This window comes from Streptomyces sp. NPDC005070, assembly GCF_053600395.1.
Genome location: NZ_JBSFZS010000043.1, coordinates 1 through 20,771 on the forward strand (window position 1 = coordinate 1; position 20,771 = coordinate 20,771).

Genomic DNA, 20,771 nt, shown 5'->3' on the forward strand with positions numbered 1-20,771 from the left:
GCGGGGCGTGAGTCACGCGTCCCTGCCACCCCATAGGGGTGTCTGAACGGAGGAGTCCACCCCAGCAGCCAACTGGGCACTACCTCCAAGCCCGGACCTTCAGGACCGGGTCAAGTTGACTCAGAGGAGCCCGTAGGGGAGCCGTCGTCCTCCGCCAGTACCCGCTGGGCCACCGCGAAGGCCGCATTGGCGGCCGGGACACCGCAGTAGACCGCCGTCTGCAGGAGCACCGCTCCGATCTCCTCGGGCGTGAGGCCGTTGCGCCGTGCCGCGCGGACATGCATCGCCAGCTCGTCGTGGTGGCCGTGGGCCACCAGCGCGGTCAGCGTGATCATGCTGCGCTCGCGGCGGCTCAGCGTCGTGTCGGTCCAGATCTCGCCCCAGGCGTAGCGCGAGATGAAGTCCTGGAACCGGGCCGTGAACGGGGTCTGGCGGGCCTGCGCCCGGTCCACGTGCTCGTCGCCGAGGACCTGACGGCGTACCTCCATGCCGCGCCGGGCGCCCTCCGCCGAGAAGTGCGCGCGCAGCGCCGTCAGCACGGCCTCTGGGCACTGGGCGGGCGCCAGATGGGAGGCGCCCGGGATCTCCACGAGTGCCGCACCCGGCACCGCGTCCGCGATCTCCCGCAGGTGCGCGGGCGGCGTCGCGGGATCCTCGCGCCCCGCGATCAGCAGCGTCGGTACGGTGATCGACGCCAGCTCCTCGCGGAGGTCGTACGCGGCGAGGGCGTCGCAACAGGCGGCGTACGCCGCCGGGTCGGCGTCGCGGTGGTCCTGGACCAGTTCCGGAACGGTGAATCCGGCGGTGAACCAGCGGGCGTCGGCGGTCGCCGCGACGGGCCCGAGGCCCTCGCGGCGCACTAGTTCGGCCCGTTCCTCCCATGGCTTCGGCCCGTTGAAGTGGGCCGAGGAGCAGATGACCGCGAGCGATGAGAGCCGTTCGGGGTGGTGGACCGCCAGATGCAGGCCCACTGCTCCGCCCAGCGACACACCGGCGTACGCGAAGCGCCCGATGTCCAGGGAGTCGGCCAGTTCCAGCACGAGCCCGGCCAGGTCGGCGACCGTCGCGCCCGGGCCGATCGGATTGGAGGGTGCGCCGCCGTGCCCGGGCAGGTTCCAGCGCACCACCCGGTGGGCCGCGGACAGTTCGGGCGCGATCTTGTCCCACAGGGCGTAGGACGTCCCGAGCGAGGGCCCGAGGAGGAGCGGGGGAGTGGCCGGGGATCCCTCGGCGCGGTGGGTGAGCAGGGTCGCGGTCAACGTCGCTCCAGAGCACGGTCGGTGAGGACTCCGGCGGAGCCCGTGTAGCGGGTCGGGTCGGTCAGGTCGGCGAGGTCGACACCCGGGTGGTCCCGCAGGGCGGGTTCCTCGCCGAGCACGTCCGCGAGGGGCCGCCGTTCACCGGCGGCCCGATCGGCGGCTCGCGTCAGCAGTTCCCTGGCGCGCGCCCGGCCGAGAACCGGGGCGAGTTCGGCGGCCAGCCGTTCGGAGACGATTAACCCGTGGGTCAGGCCCAGGTGTTCACGCATGGCGTCCGCGTCGACCCGTAGGTTCTCGGTCAGTTCGGCCGTGTCGCGGGCCGCCCCGCTGGTCAGCCGGAGCAGATCGCGCAGGGGTTCCCACTCGGCGTGCCAGGCCCCGGCCGGCCGTTCGTCCTCGGCCGTCAGTGTGCCGTACAGGGTGGCCGCGAGCAGCGGAGCACGCCGGGCGGCGGAGGCCACGAGGGTGGCCCGCACCGGGTTCGCCTTGTGCGGCATCGCGGACGAGCCGCCGCCGGATCCCTCGGCCAGCTCGGCGATCTCCGTGCGCGAGAGGGTGAGCACGTCCACGGCCGTCTTGCCGAGCGCGCCGGCCGTGAACGCCAGGGCTCCGGCCAGGTCCGCGATGGGTGTGCGCAGGGTATGCCAGGGCAACACCGTTTCGGCGAGGCCGAGTTCGCGGGCGTACGCGGCGGTCAGGGCCCCGGTGTCCTGCGTACCGAAGGCGGTGAAGGCGGCCAAGGTGCCGGCCGCGCCGCCCAGTTGGGCGGGCAGGGAGACCCGTACGGCGCGCAGCCGGTCCCGGGCGTCGAGCACCAGGGACCGCCACCCCGCCGCCTTCAGCCCGAAGGTCGTCGGCACCGCGTGCTGGGTGAGCGTGCGGCCGGGCAGGACGGTGTCCCGGTGCCGCGCCGCGAGCCGCGCGAGGTGGTGCCCGGTCCGTTCCAGGTCGTCCAGGACCAGGTCAAGGGTGCGGGCCGCGACGAGCATGGTGGCCGAGTCCAGGATGTCCTGGCTCGTCGCGCCCCGGTGGACGTACGGGCCGAACTCGGCGGCGACGGCGGCCGTCAGGTCCGTGACCAGAGGGATCACCGGGTTGCCGCCGCCCCGGGCGCGCAGCGCGATCGACGTGAGGTCGAAGTCCGCGGTGGCGGCCGCGCGGGTCACCGCCGTCGCGGCCTCGGCCGGGGCCAGACCCAGGGACGCCTGGGCCCGGGTCAGGGCGGCCTCCGCGTCGAGCAGGGCCCGCAGATAGGCGGTGTCGCTGGTCGCGGCCGACGCCGGAGAGCCCACCCGGCCGGGAGCGAGCAGGCCGATGTCGGACGCGAGGGGGTCGGTGCCCGTCACCGGAACTCCAGGAAGACCGTCTCGCCTTCGCCCTGGAGGCGGATGTCGAAGCGGTACGTCCGCGGCGCGCCCTCGGCCGCGATCAGCGTGGCGCGCCGCTCGTCCGGCAGCGCGTCGAGCAGCGGATCCGTGCCGTCGGCCAGATAGGCGCGGGTGAACAGGTGGTGGGTCAGGCCGCGCGCGAAGACGCACACGCCGATGTACGGCAGCCCGGTGTTCCCCGGGGGCAGGGTGTGCAGCGCGTAGCGGCCGTCGGTGTCGGTGGCGACCCGGCCGAAGCCGGTGAAGCCGATGCCGTTGCGGCCGAGGAACCCGCCCGTGGACGGGTCGCGGCGCAGCGAGCCGGGGGCGCCGGTGAGCGAACCGTCGGGCGCGGCCTGCCAGAAGTCGAGCAGGGCGTCGGGGACCGGCGCGCCCGCCCCGTCGAGCACGTGGCCGTGCAGGGTGATGCTGTCGGGGTGGCCCGGGGGCGCGATGTCGCCGCCGCCCGGGAACGGCAGTGCGTGGCCGTAGAAGGGACCGATGGTGTGGGCGGGAGTGGGGAGCGGTCGCTCGGTCATGTTCATCGGCCTTCCTCGATCCAGGTGGCGGAGGGACCGTCGAGGACTATGTCCCACGTGTAGCCCATCGAGAACTCGGGCCGCGAGAGATCGTGGTCGTACGTGGCGATCAGCCGGTCGCGGGCCGCCCGGTCCGTCACGGACCGCAGGATCGGGTCGTACGGGAACAGCGGGTCGCTCGGGAAGTACATCTGGGTCACCAGCCGCTGGGTGAACGCGGTGCCGAAGACCGAGAAGTGGATGTGCGCGGGCCGCCAGGCGTTGGTGTGATTGCCCCAGGGGTACGCTCCCGGCTTGACCGTGGTGAAGGTGTACCGTCCCTGATTGTCCGTCAGGGTCCGCCCTACGCCGGTGAAGTTGGGGTCGAGCGGGGCCGGGTGCTGCTCGCGCAGATGGGCGTACCGCCCCGCGGCGTTGGCCTGCCAGATCTCGACGAGCTGGCCGCGCACCGGCCGGCCCTCGCGGTCGAGCAGCCGGCCCGCGACGGTGATCCGCTCGCCGATCGGCTCGCCCCGGTGCTGCAGGGTGAGGTCGTTGTCGATCCCGGTGATGTCGGTGACGCCGAAGACGGGACCGGACAGCTCGACGGTCTCGGGGTCGTCGCCGCTCACCGCGACCAGCGGCTGCTTCGGGTGGCGGAGCCGTGAGCTGCGGTACGGGGGATAGTCGCGTGCGGGGTGGTGCCGCACGGGCGCTCCGCCGGCCACCGCCTTGTCGTACGCGTCCTGGTGATCCTTGATCTCGGCGTCGATGTCCGACTGGGTGAGAGCCATGGTCGAGTTCCTAGCGTTCGAGGACGAGGGCGAGGCCCTGGCCCACGCCGATACAGAGGGTGGCGACACCGACTCCGCTGCCCTTGCGGGCGAGTTGGTGGGCGACGGTTCCGGCGAGCCGGGCGCCGGAGGCGCCCAGGGGGTGGCCGAGGGCGATGGCGCCACCGCGCGGGTTGAGGATCGCGGGTTCGAACTCGGGCCATTCGGCGAGGCAGCCGAGCACCTGGGCGGCGAAGGCCTCGTTCAGCTCCAGTGTCGACAGGTTGTCAAATCCCTTGCTCGCCTTGGCCAGAGCGCGGTTCACGGCTTCGACGGGGGCGAGTCCGAAGTACCGGGGGTCGATCGCGGACACACCGGTCGCGGACACCCGGGCGAGAGGTTCGCGGCCGGTGACCCGCAGGCCCTCCGCGTCGGTCAGCAGCAGGGCGGCGGCACCGTCGTTGAGCGGCGAGGCGTTGGCCGCGGTGACCGTGCCCGCCTCGGTGCGGAAGGACGGCTTCAGCCGGGCCATGGCGTCGAGGGACGCGTCGGCGCGTACGCATTCGTCGGCGTCGAACACGACCGGACCGCCCTTGCGCCGGGGCAGGGACAGCGGGGCGATCTCGGCGTCGAACAGGCCTTCCTCCTGGGCCCGGGCCGCCTTCCGGTGGCTGGCGAGGGCGAACTCGTCCTGCTGCTCACGGGTGATCGTGTGCTTGTCGGCGATGAGTTCGGCGGACTCACCGAGCGGGATGGTCCACCGCGGGTCCATCCCCGGATTGACCATGCGCCAGCCGAGCGTCGTGGAGTACAGCTCGGTGTGCCCGGCGGGGAACGGCTTCTCGCTCTTGGGCAGGACGTAGGGCGCGCGGGTCATCGACTCGACGCCGCCGGCCAGGACGATCGAGGCGTCGCCGAGCGCGATGGCGCGGGCGGCCTGGATGACGGCTTCGAGCCCGGAGGCGCACAGCCGGTTGACGGTCACGCCCGGCACGGAGGTGGGCAGCCCGGCCAGGAGGGCGGCCATCCGGCCCACGTTCCGGTTCTCCTCGCCGGCGCCGTTGGCGTTGCCGAAGTACACGTCCTCGATCCGCGCCGGGTCCAGGTCCGGGGTGCGGGCGAGGAGTTCGCGGACGGCGTGGGCCGCGAGATCGTCCGGTCGGACGGCGGCGAGCGAACCGCCGTACCTGCCGATCGGCGTCCGTACGGCATCGACGATGTAGACGTCCTTCACAGCCGGATCCCTTCCGCGACACGGACCTCGGCGGCGGTCCTGGCCACGACCTCCGCGGCCGTGACGCCCGGGGCGGTCTCCACCAGGAGCAGGCCCTCGTCAGTGACGTCGAGGACGCCCAGGTCGGTGATGATCCGGTTCACACAGGCCTTCCCGGTGAGCGGCAGCTCGCACTCCCCGAGGATCTTGGGCGAGCCGTCCTTGGCCGTGTGCGTCATCACCACGATGACCGTACGGGCCCCGTGGACGAGGTCCATCGCCCCGCCGATGCCGGTGATCATCTTGCCGGGGACGGCCCAGTTGGCGAGGTCGCCGCCGGCCGACACCTGCATCGCGCCCAGCACCGCGACGTCGATGTGCCCGCCGCGGATCATCCCGAAGGACAGTGCGGAGTCGAAGTAGGAGGCACCCGGCAGGACCGTGACGGTCTCCTTGCCGGCGTTGATGAGATCGGGGTCGACCTGGTCCTCGGCCGGGTACGGGCCGGTGCCGAGAATGCCGTTCTCCGACTCCAGGATCACCTCCACGCCCGGGGGGAGGTGATTGGGGATCAGGGTCGGCAGGCCGATGCCGAGGTTCACGTACTGGCCGTCCGTCAGCTCCCGCGCGGCGCGCGCGGCCATCTCTTCCCTGCTCCAGGCCATCACTCGCCCACCGTTCCGTTCGCCGCGGACGCCGAGACCGTCCGCTTCTCGATCATCTTGGCGTTCGCCTGCTCGGGGGTCAGGGCCACGACGCGCTGTACGAAGATGCCGGGCAGATGCACGGCGTCCGGGTCGATCCCGCCCGGCTCCACGAGCTCCTCGACCTCGGCGATCGTCACCCGGCCGGCCATCGCGGCGAGCGGGTTGAAGTTCCTAGAGGACTTGTTGAAGACGAGGTTGCCGTGCCGGTCGCCCCTCGCGGCCCGTACCAGTGCGAAGTCGGTGCGGATGCCGTGCTCCAGCACGTACTCGGTGCCGTCGAACTCGCGTACCTCCTTCGGCGGGGAGGCCAGCGTGACCCCGCCCTGGCCGTCGTACCGCCATGGCAGCCCGCCCTCGGCGACCTGGGTGCCGACCCCGGCGGGCGTGTAGAAGGCGGGGATCCCGGCGCCGCCGGCGCGCAGCCGTTCGGCCAGTGTGCCCTGAGGGATCATCTCGACCTCCAGCTCACCGGCCAGGTACTGCCGGGCGAACTCCTTGTTCGCGCCGATGTACGAGCCGGTGACGCGGGCGACGCGTCCGGCGGCGAGCAGGGTCGCGAGCCCGGAGTCCATGGCCCCGCAGTTGTTGGAGACGACCCCGAGCCCCTGGACGCCGCGCTCGTGGAGAGCCGCGATCAGCACGTTCGGTACGCCGCTGAGGCCGAATCCGCCGACCGCCAGGGTCGCGCCGTCCGGTACATCGGCCACCGCCTCCAGGGCCGTGGCGACCACCTTGTCCATCCGCGAGGCCTCATCTCTTCCGGCTGTTCCGGCGCCCCAAATTAATCAGGGCACTGATTAATTCTTCGAGGCGTTCGACACGCTGCCATCCGGACATCGGTCCGTCAAGACTCCGTACAGGCGACAGAATGCGCGGCGGCAGCATGGCCGACGGAGGTGGGACAGCCGCCGAGGAGGGCGGGTATCGTTCAGTGCACAAACGAATTCGGCAGCGATGACGTCAGGAGCGCACATGGCCGCTGTGGACCTCTCCACCCATCCGGGCCACCTGGCCCGGAGACTCCAGCAGGCGCACTACCTGCTGTGGAACACGATGGTCTCCGAGGAGATCACCTCGCCCCAGTTCGCGGTCCTGAACGCGCTCGTCGCCGAGCCCGGCCTCGACCAGCGCACGGTGGGGGAGCGGGTGGGGCTCGACCGGTCCACGATCGCCGAGGTCATCAGCCGGCTCGGGCGCCGCGCGCTGCTGGACAAGGTGCGCGACCCCGAGGACGGGCGGCGCTACCTGCTCCGCCTCACGGACGACGGGCTGCGCGTCCACCGCAAACTGACCGTGCGCACCGCGCGCATGAACCAGGTGTTCCTGGCCCCGCTCTCCGCCGAGGAACAGGGCCTCTTCTTCGACCTCATCCAGCGTGTCTCGGACGCCGCCGAGGGGCTCCGCAACCCCGCGGAGCCCCTTCGCGCACAGCACTGAGGCGCCGCTCACGCCTTGGCCAGGACCACCCACACCTGGCCCGGCGCGAAGTTCATCGGCGCGCCGTCCGGGGTGGTGAACCGGGTGCCGTCGGTCGCCGCGGGGCGCGTCCAGTTCGCGTCGAAGGCGCGGCCGTCGCGCAGCACCTGGGCCGTGCCCGAGCCCACCGACTCCGTGAACGGCGTGTTGTTGCCGAGGAAGTCGTGGTACTTCGACGTACGCACCTTCACGTACTGGATGACCACGGTCGCCGGAGCCACCGTTTTGCCGTCGGTCGTCACCGTCGGGGTGCCGTCCATGGCCACCAGCCAGCGCCCCCGTTCGGCGGACCAGGTGAAGGTGAAGCGGGCCGACGGGAAGCGGACCGTGCGCGAGGTCTCCGGAGTGCCGCCCGAGGGTGCCGCACCGAAGTGGAAGCCCGTGGTCAGCGCCGCGTCGCCAGGCACGGAGTCCATCAGCCGCCGCGGACGCAGATACAGATTGTGCGGAGCGGCCTTGCCCGCACCCCGGTACCAGGCGTCGGGCACCCTCCCGGCCGGCTCGGGATCCAGCGGGGCGTCGTCGATCAGCGGCAGCAGCTTGTGCTGGGCTCCGGAGAAGGCGAGCGTCGGGTCGTGGAACTGTCTCAGCAGTTCGAGATCCGACTCGCGGGCACTGCGTACGGGCCCGACGGCATCGGGCAGGGTGCTCGCGAAGACCGCCATCAGCCGGCTCAGACCGCCCTCGACCTGCTCCGCGTAGACCACGTCCGCCGCGTCGAGCCCTGTCTGGGGGCGGGCGTCGGGCGCGTTGTCTATCTTCACCGCGAGCACCGGTCCCGCCTTCACCGTGCCGGTCCCGCTCTCGCTCGGGCTCTGGCTCTGACTCGGCGACCGGCTGTCGTCGGTGGCTCCGCCCCCCGAAGTGCAGCCCGACATCAGGGAGCCCGTCACCGTGACGGCCAGCAGTGCCGCCGTCCACGCGCCCCGCCGCGTCCGCACCATCTCTCGCATGCCCACCGTGCCACCTGTCCCGTGCCATCGATTTATGCGTTCATCAGTTCATCGGTGGCCGAACCCGATCGTTTCTGATTGCGCGCGGCGACTGAGCTGATCGGCTCAGCGGGACGATCCGTGCAGGGTCGAAGGGGGTCGCGGAGGCGACGATTCCGTGCCGGTGATCCGGCTCTGCCCGGGTGTCTCAGCTCCGCGGCCCCAGGATCTCCGCCAGGTCGTAGCCGACCGGCTCCTCCAGTTGTCCGTACGTACAGCTCTCGGCGGTGCGGTCGGGACGCCATCGGCGGAAGCGGGCCGTGTGGCGGAACCGTACGCCGTTCTCCATGTGGTCGTACGCCACCTCGGCCACCCGCTCGGGCCGGACCGGAATCCAGGACAGGTCCTTCTTCGCCGACCATCTGCTGGGCGCGCCGGGCAGCCGGGCGCTCTCGTGCGCCGACTCCTGCGCCCAGGCCGCCCAGGGATGCTCCGCCGCGTCCTCGAGCCGCAGGGGCTCCAGTTCCTCCACCAGTTCCGCCCGCCGCTTCATCGTGAACGCGGCGCTCACGCCCACGTGCTGGAGCGTGCCGCCGGTGTCGTACAGCCCCAGCAGCAGCGACCCGACGACCGGCCCGCTCTTGTGGAAGCGGTAGCCGGCCACGACGACATCCGCCGTCCGCTCGTGCTTGATCTTGTACATGGCCCGCTCGTCCCGCAGATACGGCAGCGTGAGCGGCTTCGCCATGACTCCGTCGAGCCCCGCTCCCTCGTACTGCTCGAACCATTGCTGCGCCACCTCGCGGTCCGTGGTCGCGGGCGCCAGATGCACCGGTGCCGTCACCTCGGACAGCGCCTTGATCAGCAGCGCGCGCCGGTCGGTCAGCGGCACGTCCAGCAGGGAGGCGTCGGCCAGGGCCAGCAGGTCGAAGGCCACGAAGGAGGCGGGAGTCTTCTCGGCCAGCATCCGCACCCGGGAGTCCGCCGGGTGGATCCGCTCCGTGAGCGCGTCGAAGTCGAGCCGCCCGTCCCTGGCGATCACGATCTCCCCGTCCATCACACAGCGCTCCGGCAAGCGCTCCCGCAATGCCTCGACAAGCTCCGGAAAATACCTGGTCAGCGGCTTCCCGGTGCGGCTGCCGATCTCCGTCTCGTCCCCGTCGCGGAACACGATGGCCCGGAAACCGTCCCACTTCGCCTCGTAGTGCATGTCCGGCGGGATCTTCGCCACGGACTTGGCGAGCATCGGCTTCACGGGGGGCATCACCGGCAGATCCATACTTCGACTCTAAGAGCCGTCCATGGTGTCCGCCTGTCGCGTCTTCCGTCCGACAGCGTCCGGCTGTCCTGCGGTTTTACCGCCGCTTCGCGGCCGGGCTGTGAGACGAGTGTGAGACGGCGTCGCGGTCGTCAGGCGCCGGCGGTCGGGTCCTGCTTCGGTCGGCCGCCCTTGCGGGACCGGCGCTCCGCGAGTTCCTTGTCGGCCTTCTCAAGGTCGGCCTTGTCCTCGTCGGTGCCGTGCTCCAGGACGCGGGCCCTCATGTGGTCGAGGACGTCGTTCGTGCGATCCGTCCCGAGCTGCTCGCACACCCGCCCGTATGCCTGCCACAGCGGATCCGGCACCCGGATCGGACGGGGTGTCGTGTGCCGCTTCGGCGCTGCGGCGGACTGCTCTGCCTCATGTGGCAGTCCCTGTTCTTCGGCGGCCTGCCCCGCCGCGGCAAGACGTTCACGCAGCGCCTGATGACCGCGGCCGGACTCCTCGACCCCTACGTCCGGCACTACATTGCGGACGGGAAGGGCGGCGCCGACTGGATGCCCGCCCGGGCGGTCGCCCACCGGCTGGTCATGGGCGCGGAGGACGACGCCGTCGAGGCACTGAAGGCGATGCTGAAGGAGCTGCTCGCCGAGATGGAGCGCCGGTTCGTGCTGCTCCGCGGCCTGCCCGTCTCCGTGTGCCCCGAGGGCAAGCTGACCCCGGCCATCGTCGAGAAGTACAACCTCCCAATCATCTTCGTCACCATCGACGAACTCCAGGAGTACTTCACCCCAATGGACAAAGACGACCGCGATCAGGTCATCAACAACCTGTGCCGCATCGCCCGGCGCGGGCCGGCCGCAGGGTTCGTCTCGAACTTCGCCTCGCAGCGCCCGGACGCCGAGTCCGTGCCGACGAAGCTGCGGGAGATCATTACTCTCCGGTACTGCACACAGGTCGTCGACCAGACCAGCTCAGACATGGTTTTGGGCAAGGGCAAGGCCGCCCAGGGCGCCGACGCCTCGGTCCTGTCCGAGGACCACCGCGGTACGGGCGTCCTGGTTACCGGCCCGGCGTCGTTCGTCACCGTGCGGGCCGACTTCCTCGACGGCCCGGCGTTCGCCGAGCTGTGCCAGCGCGGCCGCGTCCTGCGGTAGAAGGCGGGGCAGCTCACCGGCGAGGCCGTCGCGGACGTCACGGCAGCAGCCGACCAGGCCGGATACGTCATCGCCCCGGCCCTGTCGGACTGCCTCACGGTGATGCGGCACACCGCCCGGATGCACACCGTGGATCTGCTGCATCGGCTGGAGAACCTCGACGAGGAGTACGGCGACTGGGATGCCGAGCGCCTGGCCCGCGAGCTGGAGGCGGCCGGGGTGAGGCGGACCACGAAGCAGGTCAACATTGGCGGAAAGAACCTCGCTGGCTACCGACGCGAGGACCTGGAGGCGGCCGTTCCCCCGGAGTTCCTGAACGCCCGGTAGACCCCACCCCCTCTACAACCACCCCCGGAATACGACGGCGGCCCCCGCTATCCACACCTGTGGATCTAGAGGGGGGCCGCTACCGGCATATAGAGGGGTGTAGTGGCTCCTGGCCTGCGAGGTAGCGGCCCTAGAGGGGGGTATGGGCCAGTGCCGTTCCAGGCCGCTCAGGGCGTCCAGTGCCGCGGGGCGGACGAGGTTGAGCGGGCGATCCGGGAACCCGGAGCTACAGCTACGACGCCCTGAGGCCCTTGTGACCCACTGTGATGAAGGTGGGGAGTCAGATGGCTCAGTCGCCCTGGCAGGAAGTGCGCCTTATGTCACGACTTCCTATCTTGATTCTTGGAGTGCCTGGAGGGCCGCGCCTCACATCGGCGTTCGCTACCGTGGAGGGAGCCGTCCAGTCACGAGCACACATGGGAGTAGAGCGATGAAGACGACGTTGGCGTCTCGGATCACGAAGCCGCGCAGCCGGACGCGTCTGTCGTCGTTCCTTCTGGGCCTGGGGTCGACGTGTGACGTCGCCGGGCTCGGAACCTATACGGCGATGAGCAGGGTGCAGGTCGGCTCTGTTCGGATGGGTCAGGAGCACGATTGGCTGGCGGTGGGCAGGGACCTTCGCAAGGTGATGGCGGACGATCGGATCATCCTGACGGTGACTCGTCAGAGTCCTCGAGTGACAGAGAAATCCGAGCAGGCGGTGGTCGAGGTGCTGCGGCGGGTGAAGGCCAGGCAGAAGGCTCAAGTGGGTCGCCGCGTGCTGGTCGGCCGGAAGATGCAGAAGGTGGATTTTCGCAAGGTGGTCACGCGCGATCGGATCGACCCAGCTCCGTAGGAGGGCCAACCGCCGGGGAGATGGAGTTGGCGGGTTCCGTCGGGGAAGTCGTAGAAGGCGCCATCGAGGAGCTTACGGAAGCCTCGACGGAAGCTATCGAGGAGATCCACAGAGAGATCAGGCGCGAATTCCGGTCCGGCCCACTTCCTGATCCTTCTGAGCTTCTAGCCTATGAGAGTGCGCTGCCGGGCCTCGCTGACCGGATCGTCCACATGACCGAGGTGGAGCAGCAGCACCGACACGAGATCAATACGTGGGTGGTCCGGCAGCCGTACTTCCTGGCACGTACTGGGCAGCTTTGCGGTCTGGTAGCGGTGCTTCTGATGGCAGCTTTTGCCGCCTACCTCGCATCCCTAGGTGAAGCGGGGTGGGCAGTCGCTGTGGCAGCTGTGGACTTTGTGGGAGTTGCCGGAGTCTTCGTGACGGGTCAGGTCGCGTCTCGGCGTCAAGACAAAGCGCTTGAGGCGAGCGACGACGACGAGGAAGACGACGAGACGGAAGAGGACGAATGAGCACTTCACATCTGCGACGGCGGATGTAAGGGCAGGGGTTGCCCGCCCCTACCAGCACGGGGCTGCGGGGCGGGCGAGGGCGAGCGGTTCGGGAAGCCGCGGACGTGCCCGCGCTGCCGGGGAAAGCGGCTTCGCCTGTGCGTTGGGCGGCGAGCTCATAACGCTTGGCGCCGAACCCGTGACGCCGGTGTCCGGTGACGGCGAAGATGCCCCATGCTCTCCCCCGCTCGCATCCTCGGCGCGACTGCCGCCGCCGTAGCCCTCGCCGGCGGTGGCTTTGCTGCCGGCCGCCTTACGGCTCCTGACGCCAGCTCCACGGCGTCCCAGTGCACGGAGCCCCGGGACCTGCTCCGGCGGTATGCCGACGCCATCAATGCGGATCAGGACCTGGCGAAGAATCGAACCAACGGGCGAACCTACGCCCACGTGATCTTGCAGAACCCCGACTGCTTCGGAGCCGAGGAGCGAGCATCTGCTCAGACCATCCTCGACACGATCGGCCAAGGTGCGCCGCAGGATTCGACTGACGGTTTGGAGGAGTGCTTCGCCGGCGCTACCGACGGCACCCTGGGGAACGACTGCTGACCCGCCTCCAGTCGGTCAGTGCTTCCAGACCTCGGGCCCGCCGCCGCGCCACTCGATCAGCTCGGACCGGACGACGTCCATCTCCCCCCAGTCCTGCAACCCGGCGGTCTGCATGAACGCCGCGACGTCGCGCACAGAGAAAGCCCGGCCGAGGATCACCCCGTCCACCCGGACACGTCGGCCGCCGTCCTCGTCGGGCGGGTAGATCACCACGGGTCTACCGGTCATGATCACAGCATGGCCTGTCCTGACGTTCTCGGCATTCGGGGGCGACGGACGTCTGCGGCGACGCGGGAATGCTGACGGCCGGGGCGGCTTCTAGCGTCGGTCGAGTGGGGCTGAGTCAGCCACAGTGATGATCGCGGCGTGAAGAAGATCCATTGCACTGACCGCCCCGATGTGACGCCGACTGGAATCATCGGATGACCCGCGAAGAGCGGCTCGCGATCCTCGGCCCCGAGACCGTCGCCGCGATCAAGGCCCGCGTCGCACTCGCCCCGGACCCCAGCGACGAACTCGTCGAGTATCTCCGCCGGATCTGGACCAACCCTGGCGGAGCGATCCCGAGGTCCCGGCGCAGCGGGGGAGCCAGACATGACCCCCGCCGAAGCCGCAGCCGCACGCCGGCGGGCGCTCCTCGGCGACGACGTCATCGACTACATCGACGCCTGCGTGGACGCGGCCCCCGACCCGGAGCCCGTTGAGTGGGTCGAAGCCCTCCGCCGGATCTTCACCAGCACTCCAGGGACGATATCGTGAGCGTCGGCCCTCTGTTCGGCCGCGAGGAAGCCGAGCGCCGCCTCGGACCGGCCGCCGTTGAGCGAGCCCGCCAAAACGTGGCCGCCGCCCCGCCACTGGGACCCGAACTCCGGGAGCAGTTGAGGGCCTTGTTCGCCTCGGTCCGCTTCGCGGAACGGCAGGCACCCGCGACTCATGAGATATGAGCGGCGTCCCGTTCTCCTTCGCTGACTGCGAGGCCATGTTCCCTGGCTGCGCCGAGCTCGTCGCCCGCAAGGTGGCTGAGGCCCCTCGGTTCACCGAGGAGCACAAGCTCCGCGGCAAGGCGCTCTGGTCGACGTTCCGAGTTCCAAAGAAGCTGGAGTCCTGCCGGGGCGGGGTCGACCAATAGCCCCCAGCTAGCGAGTGCACAACGGCTGGCGTCGGACGCACGACGCCAGCACCCGTTGAGCACGCTGGCAACGCCAGATGGCGAGCCTCGGCGGCCCCCGCCGGGCGCTCAGGCCAGCTCAAAACACCGGGCCCGCTCCTCTGTGTAAACGGTGTACTCGTCATCGCCCAGGATGCGGACGGGGAGCCTTTTCACGATCGGCGTGATGCCGTCAGCCACGATCGTTACGACGAGTGCCGTAGCCCCGGGTGCCAGTTCCCGGACGTCTCCCAAGTCCAGGCCTGGCAGGGTGCGGGACCACTGGCCGTGGACGATGCTGTCGGTACCGCCGTCCCACTGGATCTGTGTCACCCCGACGCTCGTGACGAAAGCGATCTGTTCCCAGCCCGGATGCTCCCCCAAGCCGCCGAGGCCCTCGAGCTGGATCCGCCCGCCCGGGTTCTTCGCCGCGTAGACGCTCGAATTCGTCAGCGTCACGGTGGCCCAACTTTGCTTGAAGCTGGCGATCCTGCGCTGCTCGCTGTCGCTCACCTCGTCATCGTCGATCGCCGCTGCCACGAAGACGGGCTCGTTCGGGTAGCTGAAATTGAACGTGATCGCGATATCCAGCGAGGGGAGACCCGTGGCTGCCCTGTAGGCCAGCAGCGCCAGCACCGCGGCGACAGCGGTCAGAATGCAGGTGTCGATCACGAGCGCGGTGTTCACGATGATCGCTCGGTCGTCGGTGTGCAGCCCCAGCTTCCAGCCGCCGACAGTGGCTCCGAGGACAATGACCGTGCCGACTGTGATCGTCGTCAGAGTCGTAGCAGTCGTCAAGAGACGGTAGTTACGCAGGAATTTCACGGCTGGAGTGTTCCACGCGGCGGTGTTGAGTGCGGCAGTATCCGCAGAGCCGACCGTGCCTTCCTCAAGGAGAAGTTCATGTCGTACGCCGATGACCCCAAGCGGCTCGCTCGCCTGCTGCGGGACTTGGCCCAAGCCCTCGAAGACAGCGGGGTGAGCCCCGTCGGGACCAGCAACGAGCGGCATCTGATGGACGATGCGATCCGGGCAGCCAATGAGTTGGACCCCGACCGCGGCGGACCGGGGCGCGGACGCTTCGCCGCTTTCTGACGGGCTGCGCCCCTGCACGCGAACGGCTCCGGTCACCCTGGCGGAGCCGTTTAGGGAGCAGCCAGCAGGCTCCCGGCATCGTCGAGAATCCACCCGTTGCCGGCTGCGTCCTTGAAGGTGATGTGGACCATGCCGCGCTTGTTGGTCATCACGTGGAACCACGCCTCGCGACCGACGCCCAGCCGTTCCACGTGCATGTCGCTCGTGCCGCGGATGAGTTCGGCGAGGATGCCAGCCGCAACTCCTTCGCCAGGCACCACGTCAAGGGCGTGGAAGGCTGGGATCCCCTGTGTCTCACAGCGCACTTCGGTGATCGGGTCGTTGCTTCCATTGACGACCTGGATGTAGTCCGGGTCTTGGGCCACCAGATGGATCTTGCGTGCCTGAGCTTCGCGACGATCCTGAGCCGCAGCCATCAACTCTTGCCGCTCCAACTCAAGAGTTCTCGACTGCTCTGCGATGAAAGTGCGTTGCTCGTCGATCTGGTCCCGCTGACTCTTCAACGTCCACACCGCAGCAGCAGCTGCCGCCGCCGCGAACACAGCCCCCAACCACGTTGGGGCGTCACCCCAGTTGATCGCGCTCATGTCCGAAGCCTACGAGCAGGCGCAGACAGTCGGCTGAACGCGCTGGATAGGCGCCCGCTACGCTTCACTGATCTCGGTGATCCGCTTCGCCACGGCATCCAAATGCTTAGTTCCGATGGCCATCTCAGCGGACATCAGATCGAACGACGCCTGATCTTCGCTATTCGCGCCCACCGTGCACGCCGATGCGGACTTCCCCAGATGATCCAGTGCCAGCTTCCAGCGCGCGGCCGACTCCTTGTCCGGGATCGGGTCTTCTTCCGCGGCCCCTTCAACATCCGCGGTGAGCTGCGCACAACTGGTCTGCAACGCCTCCAGGTCGACCGGGTCCGAGTCCTTCTCCACTTGTCCCAGGCTCTTCGCGAGGGTGTCGAGGGAATCGAAGCCGCCGGCATCTGCCCAGGCGCGGACCTTGGTGGCTGTATCGGCGCTGGCCGACGCAGATGCCGATGCTGATGTCGTTGTCGCCTGCTCAGGCGTGGCGCTGGTGCTACCGCAGCCGGTGAGCGTGAGTGCGAGCGCGACTGCCGTCGTCGCAACCGCAGGCCTGATACGCATGGTCCCCCCAAGGACAGATGAGCCAGAACACGGATGCTGCTCTGTCGCATCGACGTGTGGGGGCGTTGTATCCCTTCCGTGACACAAGGTCACCCGAGCATCACGGAGGGGCGCGAGTTGCGCCCTGTTGTGGGCGAACGTGTCCGCACTACGGTGCGCGGCAGATCAGCGGACCGACGAAGGGACTGGCAATGACCCGACGCCTGTGGAAAGTCGGCACGAACTCCGGCAACGACGGATGCCCCACCCTGTACACCGAGCCCGGCACCAACACCTACGTCGTTCAGGGCGACCCGGTCACCGACCCGGCCGACCTCGCGCAGCTCGACCTCGCGGAAGGCGAGGCCGCGGTGACCGTGCCCCGCGAACTGCTCGCGAACTTCGGACCGAAGGAGCCCGTGCACGTGCCGCAGTTCATCAGCTTCGAGGACTTCGCCAGCATGTTCGCCAAGCTGAAGCACTCCGCGTGGAGGCTGGAGACCCGGCGCCGCTACGCCTCCGACGAGACCACCGGCACCTACGCGCAGTTCCTCGCCGAGGGCCGCGTCGACTGGGACCTCGACGACCCGTGGTGCACCGGCCGCCGTCAGCAGTCCGCGCTCGGGAAGCGGTTCGAGCGGGCCCGGATCGTCGACGAGCCGCCCACCGTCGGGCAGCGGTACCTCCTCGACAATGCCCGCCGCAACACCGAGGTCGGCGAGACGATCCGTGTTCTCACTCGCTCCCGTGCCGAGGAACTCGGCCTCCCGTGCGAGGACTTCTGGCTCTTCGATGCCCGGGTTGTCGCCCTGCTCCACCACGATCAGGACGACGTCATGACCGAGGTGGAGCTGATCACGAACCCCGTCGAGGTGCTCCGGTATGCGCAGGTTCGCGAGGCTGCTTGGCACTTTGCCGTGCCATACGACCAGTTCAGCGGGTAGCTTCCAAAGGGTGAGCACGGACTTCCAGCAAGCCCGCGAGGCGCTCGGCCGTCGGCTCCGTGAGCTGCGCGGCCAGCGCACCCAACGGGACCTGGCGGCCGTGCTGCAGTGGCCGCAGGCCAAGGTTTCCAAGCTGGAGACCGGACGGCAGACCGCCACCGCCGACGACGTCACCTCCTGGGCAGAAGCCGCAGGCGCCCCGGAGGCAGCCCCGGAACTCACGGCCCGACTCCAGGGCCTGGAGACGCACACGCGGTCCTGGCGCCGCCAACTGCGGGCCGGACACCGCCCGGTGCAGGACGTCCTGACCATCGAGTACGAGCGGTCTACCGAGCTGCGGGCGTGGCAGGGCGCCATGGTCGTCGGCCTGCTCCAGACCCCGGACTACGCGCGCGCCGTGTTCACCCGGTACGCCGAGCTCCATCAGTCGCCGCGTGACATCGAGGACGCGGTCCGCGCCCGGGTCCGGCGCCAAGACCTGCTCTACCAGCCGGGCCGCACCTTCCACCTCCTCATGTGGGAGGCAGCCCTGCACGCGGGTGTCGCCCCGCCGGACATCCTCGCGGCGCAACTGGACCGCCTCGGCTCCGTGATCGGCCTCGACACCGTCCGCCTCGGCATCGTGCCCTTCGGCGCTCAGGTCGGAGTGCCGCCGGCCAACGCGTTCTGGCTGTACGACGACCGTCTGACCATCGTCGAGGACTGGCATGCCGAGCTGTGGCTGAACGACACGGACAGCGTGGCTCTGTACCGGAGGGTGTGGGACACCCTCGACCAGGCCGCGGTGTACGGAACCCATGCCCGGCGCCTGATCGCGCGGGCCCGGAGCCAGTTCACGGACCGCCCGTAAGCATCACGGCGAATTGCTCGGGGGCCCGGTCGAATATTCGCGAATCAGACCGGGCTCTGATTCTCGCGGGCCCCTACCTTGCTGGTCATGGCCTTACAACCTGCCCCGTATGTACGGCAGGCGGGACAGGACTGGCTCCTCTCCTGCGCCGACATCCCCTCCGAAATACGGTCCCTGTGGGACGCCGACGAACTCGGACCGTTCCCCACCGGAGGCCACTGGATGGCCGCCGAAACGACGCTCACGCGGACGATGGACGCCCTCAAGCGCATCGACCCACCCCAGCGCGGTCCGGTCCTGTCCGACGTCACCCACGGCCTCGCCTGGTGGCTCCTGCCACACACCCTCGGCGAGGAACTGGACGACGTCCGCACAGTCACCGTCCACCCCCGCGGCTGGGTGCTCCGCTGCCCGCCCGTCCTGTACCCGGTCCGCGGCCGCGTCTGGCTGGAACGCCCCGACGGGAGCGGCCGGCTCAACGACCCTCTCCTGCTCGGCGCCACGCTCGGCCCCGGCGGTGGGCCCCGACTCCCCGCGGAGGCATGCGCATGACTCTCACCTCAGCAGCAACCACGGACAGCTTCCTGCGCGAGAGCCGCGGGCAGCGGCTGATCGACGCCGCGACATCCGACCGCGAGCTGGCAGCCGCGCAGGCCCTCGTCGAGGAAGAGACGATCCTCGCTCACCGCAGCGTGCAACGCGCGCTCGGCCTGGAGACGCCAAGTCCCTCGGCGGTCCGGTGGGAGGGGCTGGCCGGACGGGTGTACGGCCTCGGCCTGGACGAGGAGCAGCGCGCGTTCCTGGGGCTCGCCCTATCGATGCTGGGCATCGGGCACGTGTCGCTCGCCACGGTGTCCGATCTCGGAGAGCGGCGCCTGGCGGTCATGCTGCGCGCCATCGCGCGGCTCGCAGGCAACAACACGTTGGCGGTGGGGACGCGGCTCTGAACTCTCGCTGCCGGCTGCGTGGTCGGCAGCGAGTAGGGGCCGGCCTGCCCAGAGACCCGTGGGGGCAGACCGGTGACGGCTGCTCGCCGTCCTCGGCATCCCAGACTCAACGCGAGGGCGGGCGGGACCAGGCCCCGGCCGGACGCCGATCCGGTCGGGGCCACTCCATGCCCTACGCCTTCGGGTGGTCCGCCAGCAGGCTGCCGCGCTCGCAGTCCGGGCACGTCCTGCCGCTCACGGCCCTCGTCGGGAAGTCGAGGTCGGGCCGCACGTCATAGACGATCTTGTGGTCGTAGCCGCGGGAGTGGAAGGGGAATCGTCCGGCCTCGACGTCGTAGGCGTGAACAGTGATGCCGGACTCGTCGGCGCTGCGCAGGAGCCCCGACACGTCGTCCGCCTCCAGGGCGGTCTTCAGGTTGGTCATGAGGACAGACTGGTTCGCCGTCCGCCGCAACGCCAGGAATCAGCGAAACGGATTTCGCCCCGCCCTCTCAACGGTCCCACCAGGAGCGGCAAACGAGGTGGAGCCACGAGCGGCGTGGAAATGGTGGCAGCGCCGGAATTGAAAATCACCCGATCGGGGTCACAACCCGGACACAGGCCCCACACCGGTCGCTCATACGGCGCATGATGCGACCTCCATCACACGCACGTCCTGGGGGGACCATGCGCCGCGCCACCACCATGCTGCTCGCCTGCCTGCTGCTCGCCGGCGCCACCGTCGGCTGCTCATCCGGCGACGACAAGGCCGACGCGAAACCCACCACGCCCGCCCGCGTCACCGTCACCGCGACACCCTCACTCAGCCAGGCCGAGACGGAGCGCCAGTGCAGCGCCGCCGTTTCCGAAGCTGCGCCCGGGTGGGACGACTGGAACATCGACCCCGGGAAGTGGGCGGACGATCCGCGCACGCCGAAGGTCTGCCTGGGGTTGAAGGATGAGGAGTTCCCCTCTCGCGGGAACCGCGAGTTCATGGCCGCGTTCCTCGACGGGCTGGAGGCGGCGGACGATCCGCGCGCGCGTCAGTAGGCAGGACACGGCCCGGGGCTAGGGACTGTCCGATGGGTCGTGCGAGCTGATCAGGGCCGGTGGTTTGGGCGCAGATGACCTTCTCCGAAGGCACTGTGGTCGGGCTCGTCGGCGCTGAGGTGCTCGTCGCCAATCCGCTCACCCTTTCCTGCGTCGGCCGGTTGAGGAATTTGGTTGCGGTGGATCAGGCGGATGCGGTGATACTCCGACATGAGTAGAGACGCCGAGGTCATCGTGCTCGCCCGCGGGTCGGACGAGGTGATGGAACCGCTGACCCAGGAGGACCCGGAACGCACATGGCGAGGTCGCTTCGTCCCGATAGCGGGGCACTGGGGCTACGAGTTCGGGTGGGCCCTGGAGTTGGAGAAAGTGCGTGCCCGCAAGGGTCTGCTCAGGCACCTGGAGTCGCTGCCGTGGCCGTGTCCGCATACGGTGCAAGTTCTGCTCCGTGACCAGGACGACGACTGCTTCGGGCTATGGATGTTCCACGAGGGCCGACTGGTGGAAATCACCATTGCGCGCACCGAGCGTTTCCACCAGCCGGCACCGCCCAATGAGGAATTCGAACCTGACCCGGGCATGCTGCTACGCACCGACCAAGGCACGGCCCTGCCCGAGCAGACCCCAGAAGCACGCCGCGACACCCGCTCACCCTGGTAGACCGAGTTCGACAGCTCATCTGGGGACGTCAGGGCTGTCGACGCCCGCGTGCTCAG

The 20,771-nt window shown here is 69.6% G+C and carries 30 protein-coding genes; 15 read left to right on the plus strand and 15 right to left on the minus strand.

Annotated elements, in window-relative coordinates; all coding sequences use genetic code 11:
• Nucleotides 1-110: 110 nt before the first annotated feature.
• From pcaDC to ACWEBX_RS16820, 7 genes are read right to left on the minus strand one after another with little or no spacing between them, the layout of a single operon-like run.
• On the minus strand, nt 111-1,259 hold the full coding sequence (gene pcaDC, locus ACWEBX_RS16790) for a bifunctional 3-oxoadipate enol-lactonase/4-carboxymuconolactone decarboxylase PcaDC (RefSeq protein WP_451885591.1): 1,149 nt from the start codon (nt 1,257-1,259) through the stop codon (nt 111-113).
• Nucleotides 1,256-2,605, minus strand: coding sequence for a 3-carboxy-cis,cis-muconate cycloisomerase (pcaB, locus tag ACWEBX_RS16795; RefSeq protein ID WP_451885592.1), 1,350 nt, complete (start codon nt 2,603-2,605; stop codon nt 1,256-1,258). Before pcaB ends, pcaDC begins: the two co-directional genes overlap by 4 nt.
• A complete protein-coding gene (gene pcaG / locus ACWEBX_RS16800; protein ID WP_451885593.1) occupies nt 2,602-3,165 on the minus strand; it encodes a protocatechuate 3,4-dioxygenase subunit alpha in 564 nt (187 codons plus the stop codon). Before pcaG ends, pcaB begins: the two co-directional genes overlap by 4 nt.
• Nucleotides 3,166-3,167: 2 nt before the next feature.
• The gene (gene pcaH / locus ACWEBX_RS16805; protein ID WP_451885594.1) at nt 3,168-3,938 is read right to left on the minus strand and encodes a protocatechuate 3,4-dioxygenase subunit beta; all 771 of its coding nucleotides are present in this window, start codon (nt 3,936-3,938) and stop codon (nt 3,168-3,170) included.
• 10 nt (nt 3,939-3,948) lie between these two features.
• On the minus strand, nt 3,949-5,151 hold the full coding sequence (locus ACWEBX_RS16810) for a thiolase family protein (RefSeq protein WP_451885595.1): 1,203 nt from the start codon (nt 5,149-5,151) through the stop codon (nt 3,949-3,951).
• Nucleotides 5,148-5,795, minus strand: a complete 648-nt coding sequence (locus ACWEBX_RS16815; protein WP_451885596.1) for a CoA transferase subunit B — start codon at nt 5,793-5,795, stop codon at nt 5,148-5,150. The genes ACWEBX_RS16810 and ACWEBX_RS16815 overlap by 4 nt, the downstream gene beginning before the upstream one ends.
• The gene (locus tag ACWEBX_RS16820; protein WP_451885597.1) at nt 5,795-6,577 is read right to left on the minus strand and encodes a CoA transferase subunit A; all 783 of its coding nucleotides are present in this window, start codon (nt 6,575-6,577) and stop codon (nt 5,795-5,797) included. Before ACWEBX_RS16820 ends, ACWEBX_RS16815 begins: the two co-directional genes overlap by 1 nt.
• 232 nt (nt 6,578-6,809) lie before the next feature.
• Here ACWEBX_RS16820 and ACWEBX_RS16825 point away from each other — a divergent pair, with 232 nt between their 5' ends.
• The gene (locus tag ACWEBX_RS16825; RefSeq protein WP_451885598.1) at nt 6,810-7,274 is read left to right on the plus strand and encodes a MarR family winged helix-turn-helix transcriptional regulator; all 465 of its coding nucleotides are present in this window, start codon (nt 6,810-6,812) and stop codon (nt 7,272-7,274) included.
• A gap of 8 nt (nt 7,275-7,282) precedes the next feature.
• On the opposite strand, the gene ACWEBX_RS16830 is transcribed toward ACWEBX_RS16825, so the two are convergent.
• From ACWEBX_RS16830 to ACWEBX_RS16840, 3 genes are all read right to left on the minus strand, one after another.
• On the minus strand, nt 7,283-8,266 hold the full coding sequence (locus tag ACWEBX_RS16830) for a DUF3048 domain-containing protein (protein ID WP_451885663.1): 984 nt from the start codon (nt 8,264-8,266) through the stop codon (nt 7,283-7,285).
• Nucleotides 8,267-8,453: 187 nt separating this feature from the next.
• A complete protein-coding gene (locus ACWEBX_RS16835; RefSeq protein WP_451885599.1) occupies nt 8,454-9,524 on the minus strand; it encodes an ATP-dependent DNA ligase in 1,071 nt (356 codons plus the stop codon).
• A 131-nt stretch (nt 9,525-9,655) separates the two neighbouring features.
• Nucleotides 9,656-9,868: a hypothetical protein gene (locus ACWEBX_RS16840; RefSeq protein WP_451885600.1), complete on the minus strand. Its 213-nt coding sequence runs from the start codon at nt 9,866-9,868 to the stop codon at nt 9,656-9,658.
• Nucleotides 9,869-9,889: 21 nt separating this feature from the next.
• Between ACWEBX_RS16840 and ACWEBX_RS16845 the strand changes: the two genes are divergently transcribed.
• The 5 genes from ACWEBX_RS16845 to ACWEBX_RS16865 all read left to right on the plus strand — a co-directional run bounded on the left by ACWEBX_RS16845 (nt 9,890) and on the right by ACWEBX_RS16865 (nt 12,919).
• On the plus strand, nt 9,890-10,660 hold the full coding sequence (locus tag ACWEBX_RS16845; protein ID WP_451885601.1) for an FtsK/SpoIIIE domain-containing protein: 771 nt from the start codon (nt 9,890-9,892) through the stop codon (nt 10,658-10,660).
• A gap of 102 nt (nt 10,661-10,762) precedes the next feature.
• Complete coding sequence (locus ACWEBX_RS16850; protein ID WP_451885602.1) at nt 10,763-10,987, plus strand: hypothetical protein; 225 nt, start codon at nt 10,763-10,765, stop codon at nt 10,985-10,987.
• Between the two features lie 430 nt (nt 10,988-11,417).
• Entirely contained in the window at nt 11,418-11,822 is a 405-nt protein-coding gene (locus ACWEBX_RS16855; RefSeq protein WP_451885603.1) for a hypothetical protein, read from the plus strand.
• A 26-nt stretch (nt 11,823-11,848) separates the two neighbouring features.
• The gene (locus ACWEBX_RS16860) at nt 11,849-12,334 is read left to right on the plus strand and encodes a DUF2335 domain-containing protein (RefSeq protein WP_451885604.1); all 486 of its coding nucleotides are present in this window, start codon (nt 11,849-11,851) and stop codon (nt 12,332-12,334) included.
• 213 nt (nt 12,335-12,547) lie between these two features.
• Nucleotides 12,548-12,919, plus strand: coding sequence for a hypothetical protein (locus ACWEBX_RS16865; RefSeq protein ID WP_451885605.1), 372 nt, complete (start codon nt 12,548-12,550; stop codon nt 12,917-12,919).
• Nucleotides 12,920-12,934: 15 nt separating this feature from the next.
• On the opposite strand, the gene ACWEBX_RS16870 is transcribed toward ACWEBX_RS16865, so the two are convergent.
• Nucleotides 12,935-13,147 (minus strand): hypothetical protein, encoded by a 213-nt coding sequence (locus ACWEBX_RS16870; RefSeq protein ID WP_451885606.1) that lies wholly within the window; start codon nt 13,145-13,147, stop codon nt 12,935-12,937.
• Between the two features lie 366 nt (nt 13,148-13,513).
• Between ACWEBX_RS16870 and ACWEBX_RS16875 the strand changes: the two genes are divergently transcribed.
• Together ACWEBX_RS16875 and ACWEBX_RS16880 are read left to right on the plus strand one after the other, a co-directional pair.
• Nucleotides 13,514-13,678, plus strand: coding sequence for a hypothetical protein (locus ACWEBX_RS16875; RefSeq protein ID WP_451885607.1), 165 nt, complete (start codon nt 13,514-13,516; stop codon nt 13,676-13,678).
• A complete protein-coding gene (locus tag ACWEBX_RS16880) occupies nt 13,675-13,863 on the plus strand; it encodes a hypothetical protein (protein ID WP_451885608.1) in 189 nt (62 codons plus the stop codon). The genes ACWEBX_RS16875 and ACWEBX_RS16880 overlap by 4 nt, the downstream gene beginning before the upstream one ends.
• Nucleotides 13,864-14,156: 293 nt before the next feature.
• On the opposite strand, the gene ACWEBX_RS16885 is transcribed toward ACWEBX_RS16880, so the two are convergent.
• Complete coding sequence (locus ACWEBX_RS16885; protein WP_451885609.1) at nt 14,157-14,891, minus strand: hypothetical protein; 735 nt, start codon at nt 14,889-14,891, stop codon at nt 14,157-14,159.
• A gap of 78 nt (nt 14,892-14,969) precedes the next feature.
• Between ACWEBX_RS16885 and ACWEBX_RS16890 the strand changes: the two genes are divergently transcribed.
• A complete protein-coding gene (locus ACWEBX_RS16890; RefSeq protein WP_451885610.1) occupies nt 14,970-15,161 on the plus strand; it encodes a hypothetical protein in 192 nt (63 codons plus the stop codon).
• A gap of 50 nt (nt 15,162-15,211) precedes the next feature.
• On the opposite strand, the gene ACWEBX_RS16895 is transcribed toward ACWEBX_RS16890, so the two are convergent.
• Entirely contained in the window at nt 15,212-15,748 is a 537-nt protein-coding gene (locus ACWEBX_RS16895; RefSeq protein ID WP_451885611.1) for a hypothetical protein, read from the minus strand.
• A 57-nt stretch (nt 15,749-15,805) separates the two neighbouring features.
• Entirely contained in the window at nt 15,806-16,306 is a 501-nt protein-coding gene (locus ACWEBX_RS16900; RefSeq protein WP_451885612.1) for a hypothetical protein, read from the minus strand.
• Nucleotides 16,307-16,497: 191 nt separating this feature from the next.
• Here ACWEBX_RS16900 and ACWEBX_RS16905 point away from each other — a divergent pair, with 191 nt between their 5' ends.
• The 4 genes from ACWEBX_RS16905 (at nt 16,498) to ACWEBX_RS16920 (ending at nt 19,026) form a co-directional block, all read left to right on the plus strand.
• Complete coding sequence (locus ACWEBX_RS16905) at nt 16,498-17,229, plus strand: DUF6879 family protein (protein WP_451885613.1); 732 nt, start codon at nt 16,498-16,500, stop codon at nt 17,227-17,229.
• A gap of 10 nt (nt 17,230-17,239) precedes the next feature.
• Nucleotides 17,240-18,079: a helix-turn-helix domain-containing protein gene (locus ACWEBX_RS16910; protein ID WP_451885614.1), complete on the plus strand. Its 840-nt coding sequence runs from the start codon at nt 17,240-17,242 to the stop codon at nt 18,077-18,079.
• 87 nt (nt 18,080-18,166) lie between these two features.
• Nucleotides 18,167-18,631: a hypothetical protein gene (locus ACWEBX_RS16915; protein WP_451885615.1), complete on the plus strand. Its 465-nt coding sequence runs from the start codon at nt 18,167-18,169 to the stop codon at nt 18,629-18,631.
• Nucleotides 18,628-19,026, plus strand: coding sequence for a hypothetical protein (locus ACWEBX_RS16920; protein WP_451885616.1), 399 nt, complete (start codon nt 18,628-18,630; stop codon nt 19,024-19,026). The genes ACWEBX_RS16915 and ACWEBX_RS16920 overlap by 4 nt, the downstream gene beginning before the upstream one ends.
• Before the next feature lie 172 nt (nt 19,027-19,198).
• Here ACWEBX_RS16920 and ACWEBX_RS16925 read toward each other — a convergent pair whose 3' ends face one another.
• Entirely contained in the window at nt 19,199-19,450 is a 252-nt protein-coding gene (locus tag ACWEBX_RS16925) for a hypothetical protein (protein WP_451885617.1), read from the minus strand.
• A 242-nt stretch (nt 19,451-19,692) separates the two neighbouring features.
• On the opposite strand from ACWEBX_RS16925, the gene ACWEBX_RS16930 reads away from it, so the two are divergent.
• Nucleotides 19,693-20,055: a hypothetical protein gene (locus ACWEBX_RS16930; protein WP_451885618.1), complete on the plus strand. Its 363-nt coding sequence runs from the start codon at nt 19,693-19,695 to the stop codon at nt 20,053-20,055.
• Nucleotides 20,056-20,265: 210 nt separating this feature from the next.
• Complete coding sequence (locus ACWEBX_RS16935; protein ID WP_451885619.1) at nt 20,266-20,715, plus strand: hypothetical protein; 450 nt, start codon at nt 20,266-20,268, stop codon at nt 20,713-20,715.
• Nucleotides 20,716-20,771 lie beyond the last annotated feature (56 nt).

What these genes read in the sequence shown, in the direction of transcription:
- ACWEBX_RS16925 (WP_451885617.1), bottom strand. Translation starts at nt 19,450, where the DNA reads ATGACCAACCTGAAGACCGCCCTGGAGGCGGACGACGTGTCGGGGCTC.
- ACWEBX_RS16920 (WP_451885616.1), top strand. Translation starts at nt 18,628, where the DNA reads ATGACTCTCACCTCAGCAGCAACCACGGACAGCTTCCTGCGCGAGAGC.
- ACWEBX_RS16850 (WP_451885602.1), top strand. Translation starts at nt 10,763, where the DNA reads ATGCGGCACACCGCCCGGATGCACACCGTGGATCTGCTGCATCGGCTG.
- ACWEBX_RS16815 (WP_451885596.1), bottom strand. Translation starts at nt 5,795, where the DNA reads ATGGCCTGGAGCAGGGAAGAGATGGCCGCGCGCGCCGCGCGGGAGCTG.
- ACWEBX_RS16830 (WP_451885663.1), bottom strand. Translation starts at nt 8,266, where the DNA reads ATGCGAGAGATGGTGCGGACGCGGCGGGGCGCGTGGACGGCGGCACTG.
- ACWEBX_RS16870 (WP_451885606.1), bottom strand. Translation starts at nt 13,147, where the DNA reads ATGACCGGTAGACCCGTGGTGATCTACCCGCCCGACGAGGACGGCGGC.
- ACWEBX_RS16915 (WP_451885615.1), top strand. Translation starts at nt 18,167, where the DNA reads ATGGCCTTACAACCTGCCCCGTATGTACGGCAGGCGGGACAGGACTGG.
- pcaH (WP_451885594.1), bottom strand. Translation starts at nt 3,938, where the DNA reads ATGGCTCTCACCCAGTCGGACATCGACGCCGAGATCAAGGATCACCAG.
- ACWEBX_RS16825 (WP_451885598.1), top strand. Translation starts at nt 6,810, where the DNA reads ATGGCCGCTGTGGACCTCTCCACCCATCCGGGCCACCTGGCCCGGAGA.
- ACWEBX_RS16865 (WP_451885605.1), top strand. Translation starts at nt 12,548, where the DNA reads ATGCTCTCCCCCGCTCGCATCCTCGGCGCGACTGCCGCCGCCGTAGCC.
- pcaG (WP_451885593.1), bottom strand. Translation starts at nt 3,165, where the DNA reads ATGACCGAGCGACCGCTCCCCACTCCCGCCCACACCATCGGTCCCTTC.
- ACWEBX_RS16935 (WP_451885619.1), top strand. Translation starts at nt 20,266, where the DNA reads ATGAGTAGAGACGCCGAGGTCATCGTGCTCGCCCGCGGGTCGGACGAG.
- ACWEBX_RS16875 (WP_451885607.1), top strand. Translation starts at nt 13,514, where the DNA reads ATGACCCCCGCCGAAGCCGCAGCCGCACGCCGGCGGGCGCTCCTCGGC.
- ACWEBX_RS16930 (WP_451885618.1), top strand. Translation starts at nt 19,693, where the DNA reads ATGCGCCGCGCCACCACCATGCTGCTCGCCTGCCTGCTGCTCGCCGGC.
- ACWEBX_RS16895 (WP_451885611.1), bottom strand. Translation starts at nt 15,748, where the DNA reads ATGAGCGCGATCAACTGGGGTGACGCCCCAACGTGGTTGGGGGCTGTG.
- ACWEBX_RS16905 (WP_451885613.1), top strand. Translation starts at nt 16,498, where the DNA reads ATGACCCGACGCCTGTGGAAAGTCGGCACGAACTCCGGCAACGACGGA.
- ACWEBX_RS16835 (WP_451885599.1), bottom strand. Translation starts at nt 9,524, where the DNA reads ATGGATCTGCCGGTGATGCCCCCCGTGAAGCCGATGCTCGCCAAGTCC.
- ACWEBX_RS16900 (WP_451885612.1), bottom strand. Translation starts at nt 16,306, where the DNA reads ATGCGTATCAGGCCTGCGGTTGCGACGACGGCAGTCGCGCTCGCACTC.
- ACWEBX_RS16890 (WP_451885610.1), top strand. Translation starts at nt 14,970, where the DNA reads ATGTCGTACGCCGATGACCCCAAGCGGCTCGCTCGCCTGCTGCGGGAC.
- ACWEBX_RS16820 (WP_451885597.1), bottom strand. Translation starts at nt 6,577, where the DNA reads ATGGACAAGGTGGTCGCCACGGCCCTGGAGGCGGTGGCCGATGTACCG.
- ACWEBX_RS16855 (WP_451885603.1), top strand. Translation starts at nt 11,418, where the DNA reads ATGAAGACGACGTTGGCGTCTCGGATCACGAAGCCGCGCAGCCGGACG.